General features: G+C 66.0%; 18 protein-coding genes. 13 read left to right on the top strand and 5 right to left on the bottom strand.

Going from position 1 to position 18,550, the window contains the following annotated elements:
* Positions 1-4: 4 nt before the first annotated feature.
* Genes rdgB through rph form a run of 3 tightly spaced genes read right to left on the bottom strand, consistent with a single transcriptional unit; the run spans position 5 to position 1,715 of the window.
* Positions 5-604 carry an RdgB/HAM1 family non-canonical purine NTP pyrophosphatase gene (rdgB, locus tag EO141_RS16925; protein WP_164739262.1) on the bottom strand — a complete coding sequence of 200 codons (600 nt, stop codon included), beginning with the start codon at positions 602-604 and terminating at the stop codon, positions 5-7.
* A complete protein-coding gene (locus EO141_RS16930) occupies positions 601-993 on the bottom strand; it encodes a VOC family protein (RefSeq protein WP_126944401.1) in 393 nt (130 codons plus the stop codon). The genes rdgB and EO141_RS16930 overlap by 4 nt, the downstream gene beginning before the upstream one ends.
* On the bottom strand, positions 990-1,715 hold the full coding sequence (rph, locus tag EO141_RS16935) for a ribonuclease PH (protein ID WP_024938119.1): 726 nt from the start codon (positions 1,713-1,715) through the stop codon (positions 990-992). The genes EO141_RS16930 and rph overlap by 4 nt, the downstream gene beginning before the upstream one ends.
* Positions 1,716-1,824: 109 nt before the next feature.
* Between rph and EO141_RS16940 the strand changes: the two genes are divergently transcribed.
* The 9 genes from EO141_RS16940 (at position 1,825) to EO141_RS16980 (ending at position 11,913) form a co-directional block, all read left to right on the top strand.
* On the top strand, positions 1,825-2,685 hold the full coding sequence (locus EO141_RS16940; RefSeq protein ID WP_024938120.1) for a YicC/YloC family endoribonuclease: 861 nt from the start codon (positions 1,825-1,827) through the stop codon (positions 2,683-2,685).
* Positions 2,686-2,797: 112 nt separating this feature from the next.
* Positions 2,798-3,409, top strand: coding sequence for a guanylate kinase (gene gmk, locus EO141_RS16945; RefSeq protein ID WP_104584754.1), 612 nt, complete (start codon positions 2,798-2,800; stop codon positions 3,407-3,409).
* 127 nt (positions 3,410-3,536) lie between these two features.
* Complete coding sequence (gene rpoZ, locus EO141_RS16950) at positions 3,537-3,836, top strand: DNA-directed RNA polymerase subunit omega (protein ID WP_002812428.1); 300 nt, start codon at positions 3,537-3,539, stop codon at positions 3,834-3,836.
* A gap of 127 nt (positions 3,837-3,963) precedes the next feature.
* Positions 3,964-6,135: a bifunctional (p)ppGpp synthetase/guanosine-3',5'-bis(diphosphate) 3'-pyrophosphohydrolase gene (locus EO141_RS16955; RefSeq protein ID WP_104584756.1), complete on the top strand. Its 2,172-nt coding sequence runs from the start codon at positions 3,964-3,966 to the stop codon at positions 6,133-6,135.
* A 277-nt stretch (positions 6,136-6,412) separates the two neighbouring features.
* The gene (locus EO141_RS16960; protein ID WP_042597620.1) at positions 6,413-6,793 is read left to right on the top strand and encodes a RidA family protein; all 381 of its coding nucleotides are present in this window, start codon (positions 6,413-6,415) and stop codon (positions 6,791-6,793) included.
* 29 nt (positions 6,794-6,822) lie between these two features.
* Complete coding sequence (recG, locus tag EO141_RS16965) at positions 6,823-8,967, top strand: ATP-dependent DNA helicase RecG (RefSeq protein WP_127169751.1); 2,145 nt, start codon at positions 6,823-6,825, stop codon at positions 8,965-8,967.
* A gap of 173 nt (positions 8,968-9,140) precedes the next feature.
* Complete coding sequence (locus tag EO141_RS16970; RefSeq protein ID WP_115677324.1) at positions 9,141-10,079, top strand: nucleoside hydrolase; 939 nt, start codon at positions 9,141-9,143, stop codon at positions 10,077-10,079.
* Positions 10,080-10,150: 71 nt separating this feature from the next.
* Positions 10,151-10,393, top strand: a complete 243-nt coding sequence (locus tag EO141_RS16975) for a type B 50S ribosomal protein L31 (protein WP_024938126.1) — start codon at positions 10,151-10,153, stop codon at positions 10,391-10,393.
* A gap of 230 nt (positions 10,394-10,623) precedes the next feature.
* Complete coding sequence (locus EO141_RS16980; protein WP_039409911.1) at positions 10,624-11,913, top strand: citrate synthase; 1,290 nt, start codon at positions 10,624-10,626, stop codon at positions 11,911-11,913.
* Between the two features lie 103 nt (positions 11,914-12,016).
* On the opposite strand, the gene EO141_RS16985 is transcribed toward EO141_RS16980, so the two are convergent.
* On the bottom strand, positions 12,017-12,667 hold the full coding sequence (locus EO141_RS16985; protein ID WP_127169752.1) for a hypothetical protein: 651 nt from the start codon (positions 12,665-12,667) through the stop codon (positions 12,017-12,019).
* A gap of 214 nt (positions 12,668-12,881) precedes the next feature.
* Positions 12,882-15,299 carry a penicillin-binding protein 1A gene (locus tag EO141_RS16990; protein WP_115677321.1) on the bottom strand — a complete coding sequence of 806 codons (2,418 nt, stop codon included), beginning with the start codon at positions 15,297-15,299 and terminating at the stop codon, positions 12,882-12,884.
* Between the two features lie 215 nt (positions 15,300-15,514).
* On the opposite strand from EO141_RS16990, the gene EO141_RS16995 reads away from it, so the two are divergent.
* From EO141_RS16995 to EO141_RS17010, 4 genes are read left to right on the top strand one after another with little or no spacing between them, the layout of a single operon-like run.
* Positions 15,515-16,573 carry a pilus assembly protein PilM gene (locus EO141_RS16995; protein WP_104584767.1) on the top strand — a complete coding sequence of 353 codons (1,059 nt, stop codon included), beginning with the start codon at positions 15,515-15,517 and terminating at the stop codon, positions 16,571-16,573.
* Positions 16,573-17,340: a PilN domain-containing protein gene (locus tag EO141_RS17000; protein ID WP_104648860.1), complete on the top strand. Its 768-nt coding sequence runs from the start codon at positions 16,573-16,575 to the stop codon at positions 17,338-17,340. Before EO141_RS16995 ends, EO141_RS17000 begins: the two co-directional genes overlap by 1 nt.
* On the top strand, positions 17,337-18,002 hold the full coding sequence (locus EO141_RS17005; protein WP_104584775.1) for a type 4a pilus biogenesis protein PilO: 666 nt from the start codon (positions 17,337-17,339) through the stop codon (positions 18,000-18,002). The genes EO141_RS17000 and EO141_RS17005 overlap by 4 nt, the downstream gene beginning before the upstream one ends.
* Complete coding sequence (locus EO141_RS17010; RefSeq protein ID WP_127169753.1) at positions 17,999-18,532, top strand: pilus assembly protein PilP; 534 nt, start codon at positions 17,999-18,001, stop codon at positions 18,530-18,532. Before EO141_RS17005 ends, EO141_RS17010 begins: the two co-directional genes overlap by 4 nt.
* Positions 18,533-18,550 lie beyond the last annotated feature (18 nt).

Below are 18,550 nucleotides of genomic sequence, written 5' to 3' on the forward strand. Positions count from 1 at the left end.
TGGTTCACAGCGACAGGGCGTGCAGCTTGTGCTGCAACGTGGCCAATGCCACCGCACGGTGACTCAGCCGATTCTTCAACGCGGTATCCATTTCCGCAGCGGTCAGGCCATGCACCGGATCCAGAAACACCGGGTTGTAGCCGAAGCCGCCCGTGCCGCGCGGTTCGGTGGTGATCACCCCTTCCCAGCTGCCTTCGGCGATCAGCGGTTGCGGATCTTCCGGGTGACGCAGCAGCACGATCACCGCGTAGAACCGCGCGCTGCGGCGCTCGGCCGGCACCTCACGCAGGGCATCGAGCAACTTGGCGTTGTTGGCCTGTGCATCGGTCGGGCTGCCGGCGTAGCGCGCGCTGTACAGGCCGGGTGCGCCGCCGAGCGCATCGACGATCAGGCCGGAGTCGTCGGCCAGGGCGGGCAGGCCGGTGACCGCGCTGGCATGGCGCGCCTTGATCAAGGCGTTCTCGACGAAGGTCAGGCCGGTTTCCGGCACGTCCTCCACACCGAGCTCGCCTTGCGCCACGATGCGCAGCGGCAGGTCGGCGAGCATGGCGCGCAGTTCTTCCAGCTTGCCGGTATTGCCGCTGGCCAGGACCAGGTGTTTCATTGCTTGGGCTCCAGCAGGTCCCACTTGGTACCGTACAGGTCGCGGAACACCACGACCGTGCCGTACGGTTCCTCGCGCGGGGTTTCCAGGAATTGCACGCCGAACGCCTGCATTGCCGCGTGGTCGCGCCAGAAGTCGTCGGTGTAGAGAAAATGATCCACCCGCCCACCGGTCTGGTCGCCGATGCGCGCGCGCTGGGCGTCGTCGCCCGGCTGCGCGAGCAGCAGCGCGGCGTCCTGTGCGCCGCCCGGGCCGATCACCACCCAGCGCTTGCCATCGTCCAGCGGGCGGTCCTGCAGCACCTGGAACCCCAGCGCGCCGGTGTACCAGGCGATCGCCGCATCGTAGTCGGCGACCAGCAAGGTGGTCAGGGCAATGCGTCGGCTCATCCGGCCAGCGCAGCGCGTTGCAGGGCGAACAATTCGCTCATGCCTTGTTCGGCGAGGGCGAGCAGCGCGTTGAGTTCGTCGCGGCGGAAGGCGTGGCCTTCGGCGGTGCCCTGCAGCTCGATGAAGCCGCCGCCGTCGTTCATCACCACATTCATGTCGGTGTCGCAGTCGCTGTCTTCGGGGTAGTCCAGATCCAGCACCGGCTCGCCGCGATAGATGCCCACCGACACCGCGGCCACGGCGCCGATCAGCGGATGCTTCTTGATGTCGCCGCGCTTGAGCAGCAGGTTCACCGCATCGGCCAGCGCCACGTAGGCGCCGGTGATCGCGGCGGTGCGGGTGCCGCCATCGGCCTGCAGCACGTCGCAGTCCAGGGTGATGGTGCGTTCGCCCAGGGCATTGCGATCCACGCAGGCGCGCAGTGCGCGGCCGATCAGGCGCTGGATTTCCAGCGTGCGCCCGCCCTGCTTGCCGCGCGCGGCTTCGCGATCGGACCGGGTATGGGTGGAGCGCGGCAGCATGCCGTATTCGGCGGTCACCCAGCCTTCGCCCTTGCCGCGCAGGAACCCGGGCACGCGGTTTTCCACGCTGGCGGTGCACAGCACGCGGGTGTCGCCGAAGCTGACCAGCACCGAGCCTTCGGCGTGACGGGTGAAGGCGCGTTCGATGCGCACCGGGCGCAGCTGGTCGGCCGTGCGGCCGCTGGGACGGGAAAAGGTCATGCGATGAGTCCGGAAGTCGGGAGGTGGGTCTGGGGCGGCGCGTGGCGGGGCGGTCAGCCAGCGCGGGCCGCTAGGGTACCATTCGCGCTTTGAAGGTACGGGACTGACGATGATTCGAAGCATGACCGCGTTTGCGGGTGGCGAACGCATCACGCCCTGGGGCACGCTCGGTTGCGAGCTGCGCTCGGTCAACCATCGGTTTCTGGAAGTGGGCGTGCGCCTGCCCGAAGAACTGCGTGCGCTGGAGCCGCTGCTGCGCGAGCGCGTGGCGGCGAAAAACAGCCGCGGCAAGCTGGATCTGGCGCTGCGCCTGCGCGCGCCGGACAACGCGCAGACCCTGGCCGTCAACGAATCGCTGCTGCAGGAACTGGGCGCACTGGCCACCCGCCTTGACGGGATGTTCCCCAAGCTGCAGGTGGGTTTCACCGATCTGCTGCAGCTGCCCGGGGTGCTGCAGGTGCAGGACGTGGACGCACCGGCGTTGCAGGCCCAGGCCCTGGCATTGCTGGACGAGGTGGTGGACAGTTTCGTGGCCGCGCGCGAGCGCGAAGGCGGCAAGCTGGCCGATGCGATCAGCGAGCGGGTCGATGCGATCGAACGCATCGCCGCCGAGGTACGCACGCTGATTCCCGTCATCCGCGAAGGTCAGCGCGCCAAGCTGGCCGCACGCCTGGCCGATCTGCCGCATCCGGTGGACCCGGGTCGCGCCGAACAGGAACTGGTGCTGTGGCTGCAGAAGCTGGACGTGGACGAAGAGCTCGACCGCCTGTCCAGCCACATCGCCGAGATCCGCCGCGTGCTCCGGCAGCGCGAGCCGGTCGGCCGCCGCCTGGATTTCCTGCTGCAGGAATTCAACCGCGAAGCCAATACGCTCGGCTCCAAGTCGGTGGACAGCCGCACCTCCAACGCCGCCGTGGATCTGAAGGTGCTGATCGACCAGATCCGCGAGCAGGTGCAGAACATCGAATAGCCGGGAATAGGCAATCGGGAATGGGGAATCGTCAAAGCAGGTACGATTCACCCTTGGCCTGCTTGCTTGGCGCGGTGCCCCATTCCCTATTCCCGACTCCCTATTTCCTAAAATGCGCGGCACTCTCTATATCGTTGCGGCCCCTTCCGGCGCCGGCAAGAGCAGCATCGTCAACGCCACCCTGGCGCGTGATCCCAAGATCGCCTTGTCGATCTCGTTCACCTCGCGCGCGCCGCGGCCGGGCGAACGGCATGCCGAGCACTACCATTTCGTCTCCGCCGACGAGTTCCAGGGCATGATCGAGGCGGGTGACTTCTTCGAGTATGCGCTGGTGCACGGCGACTGGAAGGGCACCGCGCGCCAATCGGTGGAGCCGCAGCTGGCCGCCGGGCACGACGTGCTGCTGGAGATCGACTGGCAGGGCGCGCGCCAGGTGCGCCAGAAGGTGCCCGACGCGGTCAGCGTGTTCATCCTGCCGCCATCGCGCCAGGCGCTGGACGAGCGCATGCGCAAGCGCGGCCAGGACAGCGAGGACGTGATGGCGCAGCGCCTGGCTGCCGCCCGCGAAGAGATGCTGCACTTCGAGGAATTCGATTACGTCATCATCAACGAGACGTTCGAGACGGCTGTCTCGGAGATGTGCGCGATCTTCACCGCCAGCCGGCTGCGCCGGCAGGCGCAACAGCAGCGGCATGCGGAGCTGATCCGGGCCCTGCTGGACTGAGCGGCTCAAACCCCTGATTCCAAAGGAAACTGAATAGGCCCAGGTTGCCGTGACGGCGGCCGGGGCGTACACTCCGCCCCCTTTCCCTCATTCGATGCGCGGCCGTTGCTGGTCGCCGGGAGCCCGCATGGCCCGCATTACCGTAGAAGATTGCCTGGAAGTCGTGAACAACCGTTTCGAGCTGGTCATGATGGCGTCCAAGCGCGCCCGTCAGCTCGCCAACGGCGTGCAGCCGTTGATTGAAAATGCCGACGCCAGCGACAAGCCCACCGTGATGGCACTGCGCGAAATCGCCGCACGCCGGATCGACAACGCACTGATCGACGAGGTCGAGAAGGCCGAGCGCGAGCGTGCCGAGCGCGAAGCGCTGGAGTGGGCCGCTGCCGAAGTCGTCGCCGACGAAGACATGTCCAAGAACGACGATTGATCGTCCGCATCGCTGCGATCGATCTGAACAGCCCGCCACGTGCGGGCTGTTTCCGTTTCAGGCCCGCGTTGCCGTGTGCAGCGTGCAAACGTTTGCCGTGACTGCGTTGCTGGCATAGTCTTCCGGCATGAACCCAGGCCCCACTGCCCAGGCGACCGTCGTGACGTCTCCGTCTTCCGACCAGGCCATCCCCGACTACGTCCTGCACCTCGAACGCGCGGCCAGCTACCTTCCCAAGGAGCAGCTGCCGATCCTGCGGCGTGCCTGGGAAGTGGGCGCCAGCGCGCATGCCGGCCAGACCCGCAAGTCGGGCGAGCCCTACATCACCCATCCGGTCGCGGTGGCCGGCGTGCTCGCCGAACTCGGCCTGGACATGGAATCGCTGATCGCCGCGATCCTGCACGACACCATCGAAGACACCCCGCTGACCCGCGAAGAGCTGGCCTCGGAATTCGGCGAGGCGGTGGCCGAGCTGGTCGATGGCGTCACCAAGCTGGACAAGCTCAAGTTCCGCGACCGCCAGGAAGCGGCGGCGGAAAGCTTCCGCAAGATGCTGCTGGCGATGTCGCGCGACCTGCGCGTGATCATGATCAAGCTGGCCGACCGCCTGCACAACATGCGCACCCTGGGCGCGCAGAGCAGCGAAGCGCGCGGCCGCATCGCGCGCGAAACGCTGGAGATCTACGCGCCGATCGCCCAGCGCCTGGGCATGAGCCTGATCAAGTCCGAGCTGCAGAACCTGGGCTTCCGCGCGCTGTATCCGTGGCGTCACGCCATCATCGAAAAACATATCCGCAGCCAGCCGGTGGTGCGGCGCGAATCGATGGCGCAGGTGGAAGTGCAGCTGTCGCAGCGGCTGGCCAAGGAAGGGCTGGAACATCGCCTGGTCAGCCGCATCAAGACGCCCTGGAGCATCTATTCGAAGATGCACGAAGAGAACAAGTCCTTCGACCAGGTGATGGATGTGTTCGGCTTCCGCCTGGTGGTGCGCTCGGTGGCCGACTGCTATCACGCGCTGGGCGCGGTGCATGCCACCTTCAAGCCGCTGGACGGGCGCTTCCGCGATTTCATCGCCATTCCCAAGGCCAATGGCTATCAGTCGCTGCACACCGTGTTGTTCGGCCCGTACGGCTCGCCGATCGAGGTGCAGATCCGCACCGAGGAGATGGACCTGATCGCCGAGCGCGGCGTGGCCGCGCACTGGACCTACAAGGTCGGCTCGGCCTCGCCCAACAGCGCGCAGAGCCGTGCGCACGACTGGATCGTGGAGCTGATCGATTCGCAGCGCGCCGCAGGCTCGTCGCTGGAGTTCCTGGACAACGTCAAGGTCGACCTGTTCCCGGACGAGGTCTACCTGTTCACGCCCAAGGGCAAGATCCTGGCGTTGCCGCGCAACTCCACCGCGCTGGATTTCGCTTATGCGGTGCACACCGACGTGGGCAACCGCGCGGTCGCCTCGCGGGTGGACAAGAAACTGGTGCCGCTGCGTACCAAGTTGGTCAGCGGCCAGGCGGTGGAGATCATCACCGCGCGCTCGGCCACGCCCAAGCCGCAGTGGCTGGAGTTCGTGGTCAGCAGCAAGGCGCGTACCGCGATCCGCCACCAGCTCAAGCAACTCGAACACGAAGATGCCGTGCAGCTCGGCCACCGCATGCTCGATCGCGCGCTGGAAGCGATGGACAGCTCGCTGGAACGCTTGCCCAAGGGGCGCCTGGATGCCTTCCTTACCGAGCATCGCTATCCACGTCTGGAAGCGCTGCTGGCCGATGTGGCGCTGGGCAACTGGATGCCGACCCAGGCCGCGCAGGCGCTGATGGCCTACGCCGAATTGCGCGGTGGCGGCCACTCCAAGCATTCGCACGAAAAGATCCTGATCGACGGCAGCGAGCGTGGCGTGATCAGCTTCGCCAACTGTTGCCAGCCGATTCCCGGCGACGAAATCATGGGCTACCACACCGCCGGCAAGGGCATCGTGGTGCACCGCCTGGATTGCCCGAACCTGGCCGAGCTGCGCAAGTCGCCCGAGCGCTGGGTGCCGATCGACTGGGATTCCAGCGTCAGTGGCGACTACGACACCGCCCTGATCGTCGAGGTGGAAAACCGCACCGGCGTGCTGGCCCAGCTGGCCGCGGCGATCGCGCAAAGCCAGTCAAATATCGAGCGGGTGGATTACCTGGACCGCGACTTCAACGCCGCGGTGCTGCGCTTCAACATCCAGGTGCGCGACCGCCGCCATCTGGCCGAGGTGATGCGCCGGCTGCGGCGGCTGCATGTGGTGCAGAGCGTGGGGCGGCAGTAAGGATTCCATATCCTGCCGACAGGCAGCACCGAGGCCGCGCCAGGGAAGGGCGTGCGTTGAGAGTCGACCCCCTCACGTCTGGTGCGACAGCACGTCGCATGCGTCGTACGCGTGCATGGTCCAGCTCCACGCCGCCATTGCCGCGCAATCTGTCTGACATGGCAGCACGGTGTCCAGCGAGCTTTGCAAGACGCGTCGCAACAAGATCGTGCGCAACAGTCGAGCAAATCCGCACAAACGCCTAAACTGCTGCACACACCTTTGCAGTGGAGTTCCCATGTCCCAGATCATCCATACCGATCAGGCGCCTGCCGCCATCGGTCCGTATTCCCAGGCCGTGCGCGCCGGCAACACGGTGTATTTCTCCGGGCAGATCCCGCTGGACCCGGCCACCGGCGAGATCGTGCCCGGCGACATCGGCGCGCAGGCACGCCGCGCGTTCGACAACCTCAAGGCCGTTGCGGAAGCGGCCGGTGGCTCGCTCGACAGGATCGTGCGACTGGGCCTGTACCTCACCGATCTGGGCCAGTTCGCCGCCGTCAATGCGGTGATGCAGGAGTATTTCCAGGCGCCGTTCCCCGCGCGTTCGACCATCGAGGTCTCCGGCCTGCCCAAGGGCGCCGGCTTCGAGGTCGATGCGGTGATGGTGCTCGACTGATCCAGCTCGGCTGACCCGAGCGCCCTGCCGTGCCGCGCGCAGCGACCCTCACCCCGCGCCTGGCCGTCGCAGGCCAGGCCTCGCTTGCCAGCCTGCCCGGCGTCGGCCCGAAAGTGGCCGAGAAATTTGCTGCGCGCGGCATCTTGACGCTGCAGGATCTGTGGCTGCATCTGCCCTTGCGCTACGAGGACCGCACGCGGCTGACCACGATCGCGCAGTTGCAGAGCGGTGTGCCGGCGCAGATCGAGGGGCGCGTGGACGCGGTGGAGCGCGGCTTCCGCTTTCGCCCGGTGTTGCGCGTGGCGGTCTCGGACGAGTCGCACGGCAGCGTGGTGCTGCGCTTCTTCCATTTCCGCGCCGCGCAGGTGGCGCAGTTCGCACCGGGCACGCGGTTGCGGGTGTTCGGCACGCCCAAGCCGGGACAGAATGGCTGGGAAATCGTGCATCCCAGCTACCGTGTGCTGGCACCTGGCGAGGATGCCGTGCTGGGTGACAGCCTGGACCCGGTCTATCCGGTCCTGGAAGGCGTGGGCCCGGCCACGCTGCGCAAGCTCATCGGCCAGGCGCTGGAGCGGTTGCCGGAAGAGGCCGCGCTGGAACTGCTGCCGCCGCACTGGTTGCAGGACCAACAACTGCCCTCGCTGCGCGCCGCGCTGCTGACCATGCATCGCCCGCCGGTGAACACCGACCCGCAGCAACTGCTCGCCGGTGGGCATCCGGCCCAGCAGCGTCTGGCGATCGAAGAACTGCTGGCGCATCAGCTCAGCCTGCGCCGCCAGCGCATCGCCCTGCAGCGCTTCCGCGCGCCGCTGCTGCCGGGCAACGGCACCCTGGTGCAGCAACTGCGTGCGGCATTGCCGTTCCAGCTCACCGGCGCGCAGCAGCGGGTGTTCGCACAGATTGCCCGCGACCTGGCCAAGCCATCGCCGATGCTGCGGCTGGTGCAGGGCGATGTCGGCAGCGGCAAGACCGTGGTTGCGGCATTGGCGGCGATGCTGGCGGTGGAGCAGGGCAAGCAGGTCGCACTGGCCGCGCCGACCGAGCTGCTGGCCGAGCAGCACCTCACCAATCTGCGTGGCTGGCTGGAACCGCTGGGCGTGCGCATCGTCTGGCTGGCCGGCAAGGTCACCGGCAAGGCGCGCGCCGCGGCGATGGCCGAGGTGGCCTCCGGCCAGGCGCAGGTGGTGGTCGGCACGCATGCGCTGATGCAGGAGGCGGTGGTCTTCCACGATCTGGCGCTGGCCATCATCGACGAGCAGCACCGCTTCGGCGTGCATCAGCGCCTGGCCTTGCGCGACAAGGGCGCAGCTGCCGGCAGCGTGCCGCATCAGTTGGTGATGACCGCCACGCCGATTCCGCGCACCCTGGCGATGTCTACCTATGCGGACCTGGATGTTTCGGCCATCGACGAACTCCCGCCCGGGCGCACCCCGGTACAGACCATCGTGCTCAGTGCCGAGCGTCGGCCGGAGCTGGTCGAGCGCATCCGCGCCGCCTGCGCCGAAGGGCGTCAGGCCTACTGGGTCTGCACCTTGATCGAAGAAAGCGAGGAGCCCGGCAAGGACGCGCCCAGCGGCCCGCCAAGGATCGAAGCGCAGGCGGCGGAGGTCACCTTCCAAGCCCTGTCCGCGCAATTGCCCGGGGTGCGTGTGGCACTGGTGCACGGGCGCATGAAAGCGGCCGAAAAACAGAAGGCCATGCTGGATTTCAAGCAGGGCCGCACCGACCTGCTGGTCGCCACCACGGTGATCGAGGTCGGCGTGGACGTGCCCAACGCCTCGCTGATGATCATCGAAAACGCCGAGCGCCTGGGCCTGGCGCAGTTGCACCAGTTGCGCGGCCGGGTCGGGCGCGGCGCGGCCGCGTCCAGTTGCGTGCTGCTGTATCAGGCGCCGCTATCGATGATGGCGCGGCAACGCCTGGAAACCATGCGCCAGACCAACGACGGCTTCGTGATCGCGGAAAAGGATCTGGAGCTGCGCGGCCCCGGCGAATTGCTGGGCACCCGCCAGACCGGCCTGGCCAGCTTCCGCATCGCCGATCTCACCCGCGATGCCGGGTTGCTGCCGCGCGTGCAGGTGCTTGCCGAGCGGCTGCTGGCCGACGCGCCGGAGATTGCCGACCGTGTGGTCGCGCGCTGGATCGGCAGCGCGGTGCGCTACGCCGCGGCTTGAGCGGCGGGGATTGGGGAATCGGGATTGAGGAATCGGGAATCGTAAAGCCAAGGCTGCTGCCGCCTTGGCGTCCCGGTGATTCGCGTGCTTCGCTGATCCTTGCGAAGATGCGGCGACGAATCCCGAATCCCGAATCCCGAATCCCGAATCCCGAATCCCGAATCTCCAATCCCATGACCAAAAAGATACCGCTGCTGATCGACACCGACCCGGGCGTGGACGACGCGCTGGCCTTGCTGATGGCCTTCAACGACCCCCGGCATGAGGTCGTTGGCCTGACCATCGCCGCCGGCAACGTCGGCCTGGAGCACACCGTGCGCAATGCCTTGAAGGTCTGCGAGATTGCCGGGCGTGAGGATGTGCCGGTCTACGCGGGCTGCCCGCAGCCGTTGCTGCACCCGTCGGTGGACGCGGCGCATGTGCATGGCATCGACGGTTTCGGCGATGTCGGCCTGGCGCCGGCCAGGCGTACTGCCGAGACCGAGCACGCCGCGCTGGCCATCCTGCGCCTGTCGCACGAATACGCCGGCGAGCTGCTGCTGGTGGCGCTCGGTCCGCTGACCAATCTAGCGCTGGCGCTGACGCTGGATCCGACCCTGCCGCAGCGGGTGGCGCGGCTGGTGGTGATGGGCGGGGCGCTGACCGGGCACGGCAACATCACCGCGGCGGCCGAATTCAACATCGGCTTCGACCCGGAAGCGGCGCACATCGTGTTCCGCGGCTTTCCGCAGTTCGACGTGGCCGACTGGGAAGCCACCATCGCCCACGGCCTGCTGCATCGCGATGTCGAGCAATGGCTGGCGGCCGACTCGGCGCAGGCGCGGTTCTACGAGGAAATCTCGCGCAAGACCCGCCTGTGGTCCGAAGACAGCCGCGGCGAGTACTGGTACGCCGCCGATGCACTGGCGATGGCGTTCGCGCTGCACCCGGAAGGTGCCCAGCGGCTGGAGCAGCGTCCGGTCCATATCGAGTTGACCGGTACGCATACCCGCGGGATGACCCTGGTGGACTGGAACCGGCAGGGTGGCGCGCCCGACAATGCCAACCTGCTGCTGGAGTACGACCGCCGGCAGTTCTACGGTCTGGTCGGGGCGGCGCTGGCGGCGGGTTAGGGCGATCTTGCGCCGGGCGTCTGGAGGCCGCTATAATGCCCGGCTTATCCAGGCAGCCCGGCGCCAAGTCCATGAAAGATAACGTTCATCCCAGCTACAACGACGTCGTCTTCCACGACGTGACGTCCGATTTCAAGATTCTGACCCGTTCCACCATGAGCTCGAAAGAGACCGTGAAGTGGGAAGACGGCCAGGAATACCCGCTGATCAAGGTGGATATCTCCTCGGCATCGCACCCGTTCTATACCGGCAAGCACAAGGTGATCGACACCGGCGGCCGGATCGACAAGTTCCAGAAGCGCTACGCGCGCTGAGCTTGCAGGACGGGCTGTACCGGCAGCGGCCGCGCATTGCGCGGCCGTTGTTTTTTGGGGCCTTGGCAACTTCGTTTTCACGCCTTCGGCAGGGGCGTCTACGACTTCTGTCCAAGCGACGGCCAAAATGCTGCTGTGCGATAATGACGTGATCCGGGGCGATGCCCTGGACTTCCATCACGTGCCTGCCCATCCGGTGACAGGCGCCTTCCACTGAAGGAGCGTACACAGTGTCCGATCTTGATCAGGTCACGCTCAACGCCGGCGACAAGTCGGTCGTTCTGCCGGTTCTCAAGCCCACGCTTGGCAATGATTGCGTCGATATCTCAAAGCTGACCAAAGAAACCGGTCTGTTCACCTACGACTCGGGCTTCACCGCCACCGCCAGCTGCAAGTCGGCCATCACCTACATCGATGGCGACAACGGCGTGTTGCTGTATCGCGGCTACCCGATCGAACAGTTGGCCGAGAAGTCCAGCTTCCTCGAAGTCTCGTACCTGCTGATGAACGGCGAGCTGCCGACCGCGGACGAGTTCAAGAAGTTCGACCACGAAGTGACGCATCACACGATGATGCACGAGTCGCTGAAGAACTTCCTCGGTGGTTTCCGCCATGACGCCCATCCGATGGCCATGCTGGCCGGTTCGGTCGCCTCGCTGTCGGCGTTCTATCACGACACCCTGGACCTCAACGATCCGGAGCAGCGCCGTCAGGCCGCCATCCGTCTGATCGCCAAGGTGCCGACCCTGGCTGCTGCCGCGTACCGCTATTCGATCGGCTGGCCGATCCGCTACCCGCGCAACAACCTCAACTACGTCGACCGCTTCCTGCACATGATGTTCGAAGTGCCGAGCGAGCCGCTGGAGATCAATCCGGTGGTGGCCAAGGCGCTGGATCTGCTGTTCATCCTGCATGCCGATCACGAGCAGAACGCCTCGACCTCGACCGTGCGTCTGGTCGGTTCGACCGGTGCCAACCCGTACGCCTCGGTCGCCGCGGGCATCACCGCGCTGTGGGGCCCGGCACACGGCGGCGCCAACGAAGCCGTGCTGAAGATGCTGGAAGAGATCGGCACCGCCGACAACGTCGAGTCCGCCGTGGCCAAGGCCAAGGACAAGAATTCCTCGTTCCGTCTGATGGGCTTCGGTCACCGCGTCTACAAGAACTTCGACCCGCGCGCCAAGATCATCCGCGAGATGACCCACAAGGTGCTGGGCGAGCTGGGCGTCAACGATCCGCTGCTGGAAGTGGCGTTGAAGCTGGAAGAAGCCGCGCTGAAGGACGACTATTTCGTGCAGCGCAAGCTGTACCCGAACGTCGACTTCTATTCCGGCCTGATCTACAAGGCGCTGAATATTCCGGTGGAGATGTTCACCGTGATGTTCGCCATTGCACGCACCGCCGGCTGGGTGTCGCATTGGCTGGAGCAGCAGGTCGACCCGGAAATGAAGATCGGCCGTCCGCGCCAGATCTACACCGGCTACGACAAGCGCGACTACACCGACAGCGCCAAGCGTTAAACGCCTGCGGTTGTCTGCTTGAACGAACGCCCCGCATTGCGGGGCGTTTGCTTTTTACGGGGCGGGCGTCATGCCCACGGTCGCGCGTAATGGCGTACGGCGATCAGCGCGCGTGTTGCGGGGCGTGGCCACCGTCGTCTTCTGCCAACAGCTGACGCAGCTGGGCGGCCGAGGCGCGCTGCATCGGCTTTTCGTCCAGCTGCGACAACGGTGCCTGGCGCAGGGCGTCATACGGCAGCACGGTCAGGTCGAAGGTCAGTTCCTCGGCACTGAACAACCAGACTGGAAACTCGGCAGTCCGCTCGCGGTCCAGGCGCAGCCGGCGCGTCCGCAATTCGGCAGGAATGCGGTGTTCTTCCAGAAACCGCTGCACGGCATCGGCATCGTCGCTGTGCAGCTGCAACTGCACCGGCGCATTGGCGTCAGCCGTGCCATCGAGCACCGGGCCGGCCAGGCGCGGCTGGAACGGGCCGAGAAACTCCAGCGCGCGCAAGGCCGCTTCGCGGCGTTGGCGCAAGCGCAGCCCGTGCGCCGGTCCGGCGAACAGGCGCTGGTGCTCGCGCAGGGCGTCTTCGATCTCGCGATTGCGCGGCAGCGATGCATCGTCGTGGATGCCCAGCCGGCTGGCCGCCTTGAGCTTGGCCTGATGAAAATCGCGGATGCCGCCTTCGGCCATCAGCCGGGCCGCCTCGTGCGCCAGGCGGTGGCGCCGTTCTCGGGTTCGCGTATCGGCGTGTTCGCGCGCGTGATGCATGACCGGGCTCCCCTCATGAACCTGGTTCGACTCTACAACAGCGGCATGACGGTGTGGCGAAGGTCACAGGGCGCAGGCCCGATGGACCGTGCTCGATGACCGCAAGCACGCGCTGGCATGCGTTGCACCATCGCTGCCGCTACGTGCCGAGCCCAGGGAATCGGCCGGCCTGCGCCGTTCCGATTCCCCATTCTCGATTCTCGAATCCCGGCACTCAGAAAATATCGAACGCCTTCTCGTCCTGCTGCTCCTGCAGGCCGTAGTCGTAATCCTGCAGGCGATCCAGGTCCTCGTTCTTCACCCATTCCACCGCGCCATTGATGGTGGCCTGGGTCATGCCGTCGGGCGGGTCGTTGGCGGCGATCGGCTTGTCCTTCAGGGCCACGCGCATGTACTCGATCCAGATCGGCAATGCGGCCTTGCCGCCGTATTCGCGATAGCCGAGCGAGCGGAAGTCGTCGCGGCCCACCCACACCGTGGTGGCATAGGGACCGCCGAAGCCGGAGAACCAGGCGTCACGGTGATCGTTGGTCGAGCCGGTCTTGCCGCCGACGTCCTCGCGCCCCAGCACCTTGGCTGCGGTACCGGTGCCGCGCTGGACCACGTCGCGCATCATCGACACCAGCTGGTAGGCAGTGCGCTCGTCGATGGCGCGCGGCGCGATCTTGGTTTCGGCAGTGGCTGCCGGGGCGGTCTCCGCCGGCGTGGCCGTGGTCGGCTCGATCGACTTGGGCAGCGCCGGGGCGCCGAAGTTGAAACCGTCCACCACCTGGCTTACCGGTGCGACATTGCCGCCCTGCAACGCGCAGGTACGGCAGGCCACTGCCGGCACTTCCTTGAAGACGACATTGCCGTCGCGGTCCTTCACCTCGTCCACGATCCAGGTGTCCACGCGCGAGCCGCCGTTGGCGAACACCGCATAGCCGCGCGCGACCGACAGTGGCGTCAGCGACGCGGTACCCAGTGACATCGACAGGTTGGGCGGCAGCTCGGCCTCCTGGAAGCCGAACTGGCTGATGTATTTACGTGCGAAATCGACGCTGATCGCGTCCAGCAGGCGTACCGACACCAGGTTGCGCGATTGCACCAACGCCTCGCGCAGCCGCATCGGGCCGCGGAAACCGCCGCCGTCGTTCTGCGGCGACCAGGTCTTGCCGCGGCGGTCGCGGAACACCACCGGGGCATCGAGCACGATCGAGGCGGGGTTGAAGCCCTTTTCGAACGCGGCCGCATAGACGAACGGCTTGAAGCTGGAGCCCGGCTGGCGGCGTGCCTGGGTGGCACGGTTGAACTTGTTGCCGGCGAAGCTGAAACCGCCGACCAGCGCGCGCAGCGCACCGCTGTTGGCATCCAGCGACACCAGCGCGGCCTGGCCGCGCGGCAATTGGTCGATGATCCATTCGCCGTCCTTTTCGCCGGCACGGATGCGGGTCAGGTCGCCGCGCGTCAGCAGCTTGGCCGGGGTCTTGTTGGTCCAGCGGCTGGCGCTGGCCGGCAGGGTCAGCTCGGTCTTGTCACTCTGCACGACGGTCACGCCGCCGTCGGCATTGGTGCGCGCCACGATCACCGCGCGCAGGCCGCCCTGGGTGAACACGCCGGACAGATGCTTGGCCAGGGCCGCTGCATCCGCGTCGGCAGGGACATCGAAATGCTGTTCGACGCCATGCCAGCCATGCCGGTGGTCGTACAGGCGCAGGCCGTCGGCAACCGCTGCATCGGCGCCGGTCTGCAGCGTGGCATCGATGGTGGTGGTGACGTGGTAACCCTTGTTGAGCACATCGCCGCCGTACTTGGCGATCATTTCCTGGCGCACCAGCTCGGCCACGTACGGGGCGTAGACCTCGACCGGCGGCTCATGCGGCTTGGCGTGCATCGGCACCGCCTTGGCCGCATCGGCTTCGGCCTGGCTGACAAAGCCCAGGTCGGCCATGCGTTGCAGCACGTAGTAATCGCGACGTTCCTGGGCACGCTCCGGATTGCTGATCGGGTTGCCGCTGGACGGGAACTTGGGGATGCCGGCCAGCGAGGCCATCTCGTCCAGGCTCAGTTCGCTCATCTTCTTGCCGTAGTAGTACTCGGCCGCAGCACCCACGCCGTAGGCGCGGTTGCCGAAGAAGCTCTTGTTGAGATACAGCTCGAAGATCTCGTCCTTGCTCAGCTCACTTTCGATCTTGCGTGCCAGCAGAATCTCGGCCAGCTTGCGGGTGTAGCTGTACTCGGAACTGAGGAAGAACTGCCGCGCCACCTGCTGGGTGATGGTCGAACCACCCGGCACCCGCTTGGCGTCGGTGCTGGCCAGCAGCCACACCGCGCGGGCGATGCCCTTGTAATCCACGCCGCCGTGCTCGTAGAAGCGCGCATCCTCGGTGGCCAGGAAGGCCTGCTTCAGGCGCAGCGGCACGTCCTTCATCTGGATAGGATAGCGCCGGGTCTCGCCATAGACGGCCATCAGGCGGCCATCGCTGGAGTAGACATACATCGGCTCCTGCAGTTCGACCTGCTTGAGCGACTGCACGTCCGGCAGCTTGGAGGAAACGGCGTAATACAGGCCGCCGGCAGCAATAGCGCCAAGCAGGGCAAGCACCACGAACGCGGCCAGGATCCAGCCCAGCCAACGACGAATACGGGGCATGTTGAGAGAGATTCCGATTGCAGATTTCTTGGTCACAGAGTATAGATGACGCCGGGTTTGGCTGGGGCCGAACTCTGGGGATCGCAGCAGACAGCACTGGGGTCACGGTCGCGGGGCCATTGCCTCGCGCGTGAAGGGCTTGTCTACTGTTAAAATTTGATTATTAATACGAGGGCGCAGACTGCGTCCAAGTGCCCATCGGCAGGGGAGTTTCCGTGGGGCTTCTACCCAAGAGTCAGTCGCCACTTATTGGTGTCGATATCAGTTCCACTGCGGTCAAGCTCCTGCAGCTGTCGCGCAGCGGGAATCGTTTCCGCGTGGAACATTACGCCGTAGAGCCGTTGCCGCCGAATGCGGTCGTGGAAAAGAACATCGTCGAAGTCGAGGCGGTGGGCGAGGCCATCCGCCGCGCCATCAACCGTTCCGGCAGCAAGGCCAAGAATGCAGCAGCCGCGGTGGCCGGGTCGGCGGTGATCACCAAGCTGATCCCGATGCCGGCCGATCTGGACGACAGCGATCTGGAAGCGCAGGTCGAACTGGAAGCCACCAATTACATCCCGTACCCGATCGAGGAAGTGAATCTCGACTTCGAGGTGCTCGGCCCGATGCCCAACAGCCCGGACATGGTCCAGGTGCTGCTGGCGGCCTCGCGTTCGGAAAATGTGGAACTGCGCCAGTCCGCGCTGGAACTGGGCGGCCTGACCGCCAAGGTCATGGACGTGGAGGCCTTCGCGGTCGAGAACGCCTTTGCCCTGGTCGCCAGCGAGCTGCCGGTGGCTGCCGATGCAGTGGTGGCGCTGGTGGACATCGGCGCGACCATGACCACGTTGAGCGTGCTGCGCGCCGGTCGCAGCCTGTATAGCCGCGAGCAGGTCTTCGGCGGCAAGCAGCTCACCGACGAGGTGATGCGCCGGTACGGGCTGACCTACGAAGAGGCCGGCCTGGCCAAGCGTCAGGGCGGCTTGCCGGAAAGCTACGAGGTCGAAGTGCTGGAGCCGTTCAAGGAGGCGACGGTGCAGCAGATCAGCCGTTTGCTGCAGTTCTTCTACGCAGGCAGCGAATTCAATCGCGTCGACTGCATCGTGCTGGCCGGTGGTTGCGCGGCGCTGTCGCGCCTGCCGGAAATGGTGGAAGAGCAGCTCGGCGTGACCACCGTGGTCGCCAACCCGCTTGCGCAGATGACGCTGGGCCCGAAGGTCCAGGCCCATGCGCTGGCGCTGGATGCACCTGCATTGATGATTGCCACCGGCCTGGCCCTGAGGAGCTTTGACTGATGGCAAGAATCAATCTATTGCCCTGGCGCGCCGAGCGCCGGAAGGCGCGCGAGCGCGAGTTCTATTCGATGCTGGGCTTCGCCGCGCTGGGCGGAGTGCTGCTGTCTGCACTGATCTGGTTCTACTACGACGCGCAGATCAGCGGCCAGACCGAGCGCAATGCGTTCCTGACCACCGAAATCGACAAGGTCAAGGCGCAGAACGAAGAGATCAAGGAACTCGACAAGAAGAAGGACCGTCTGCTCGCCCGCAAGAAGGTGATCGAGGAACTGCAGGCCAATCGCTCGCAGATGGTGCACCTGTTCGACTCGCTGGTGCGCACCATTCCCGATGGCGTGGCCTTGACCAACATCAAGCAGGACGGCGACATCCTCACCCTGGAAGGTCGCTCGCAGTCCAATGCGCGCGTCAGTGCCTACATGCGCAACCTGGAAGGCTCGGGCTGGATGACCAATCCGGACCTGTCGATCATCGAGGCCAAGAGCCAGGACAAGACCGGGCAGCCTGCCGCATCTGCGACGGACACCACGGCGCTGCCGTACGTATTCACGCTCAAGGTCAAGCTGGCCAATCCGAACGAGGCTGACAAGAACGGCACCGCACCGGTCGACGCGCAAGCGCCGGGCGCAACGCCGGCCGGGACCGCACCCGCGGGCGCGCCAGCGGCGACACCTGCAGCGCCTGCACCTGCCACGCCGCCGGCCGCTGCGCCTGTGCAGCCAGCGCCGGTGCCAGCCAATCGGCCGCAGGAGGGGGCGGCGTCATGAGTAAGAAAGCATTCAAGCTCAGCGATCTGGATTTCAACAACATCGGCGGCTGGCCGCAGCAGGCACGCATCGTGTTCTGCGTGGTGGTCGGCCTGTTCATCATGGTGCTGGCCTGGTTCCTGCTGATCAGCGGCAAGCGCGATGAACTTGAAAGCCTGGAAGGCACCGAAACGCAGCTGCGCACCGAGTTCGAGACCCAGCAGGGCCGTGCGGTGAATCTGGAGCCGCTCAAGCAGCAGCTCGCGCAGATGGAGCAGGTGCTGCAGCAGATGCTGCGCCAGCTGCCCAGCAAGACCGAAATGCCGGATCTGATCATCGACATCTCGCAGACCGCGTTGTCCAGCGGCCTGTCCAACGAGTTGTTCCAGCCGGGTCCGGAGTCGCCGAAGGAGTTCTACGCCGAAAAGCCGATCGCCTTGCGCATGGTGGGCAGTTACCACCAGTTCGGTGCCTTCGTCAGCGGCGTGGCGTCGCTGCCGCGCGTGGTGATCCTGACCATGCACGACATCAACCTGAAGCCGAAGGATCCCAAGGCCGGCATCACGCCGCGCGGGGCGCTGGAACTGTCCGGCACGGTCAAGACCTATCGTTATCTGGACGATGAGGAAATGGCCGAGCAGGAGAAGGCGGCGGCCGACGCTGCGAAGAAGGGCGGCCAATGACCATGAGACTGCTCAAGATCCTGTCCTGCGTGGCGCTAATGGCTTTATTGCCGGCGTGTACGCGCGGTGTGACCAGCACCCCGGGCGATGCGCCGAATCTGGAAGCCTGGGTTGCCGAGGTGCGCGCACGTCCGGCGCCGCCGTTGGAGCCATTGCCGGTGATGCAGCAGTTCGAGACGTTCGAATATGCGGCGCAGTCGATGCGCGACCCGTTCAGCGATGCCTGGGTCAGTGCCGAAGGCGGCAATGGCACGCGTCCGGATCCGAACCGGCGCAAGGAGCCGCTGGAAGCCTATCCGCTAGACGCCCTCGACATGGTGGGGACCATTGGTGGCGGCGCGGGCCTGGTTGCCCTGGTCATGGCACCGGACAAGGTGACCTACCGGGTACGGCCGGGTGTGTATCTGGGACAGAGCGATGGCCGGGTCACCGGGGTCTACGAAGACCGCATCGAGCTGATTGAACTTGTGCCGGACGGTGCGGGTGGATGGCTTGAACGGCCGGCCGCGCTCGCGCTGGATGATCAATAAAGTGATAGGGGATAGCAC

It is taken from the genome of Xanthomonas sp. BRIP62415, assembly GCF_003993515.1.
Taxonomy (GTDB): Bacteria; Pseudomonadota; Gammaproteobacteria; order Xanthomonadales; family Xanthomonadaceae; genus Xanthomonas; species Xanthomonas euroxanthea.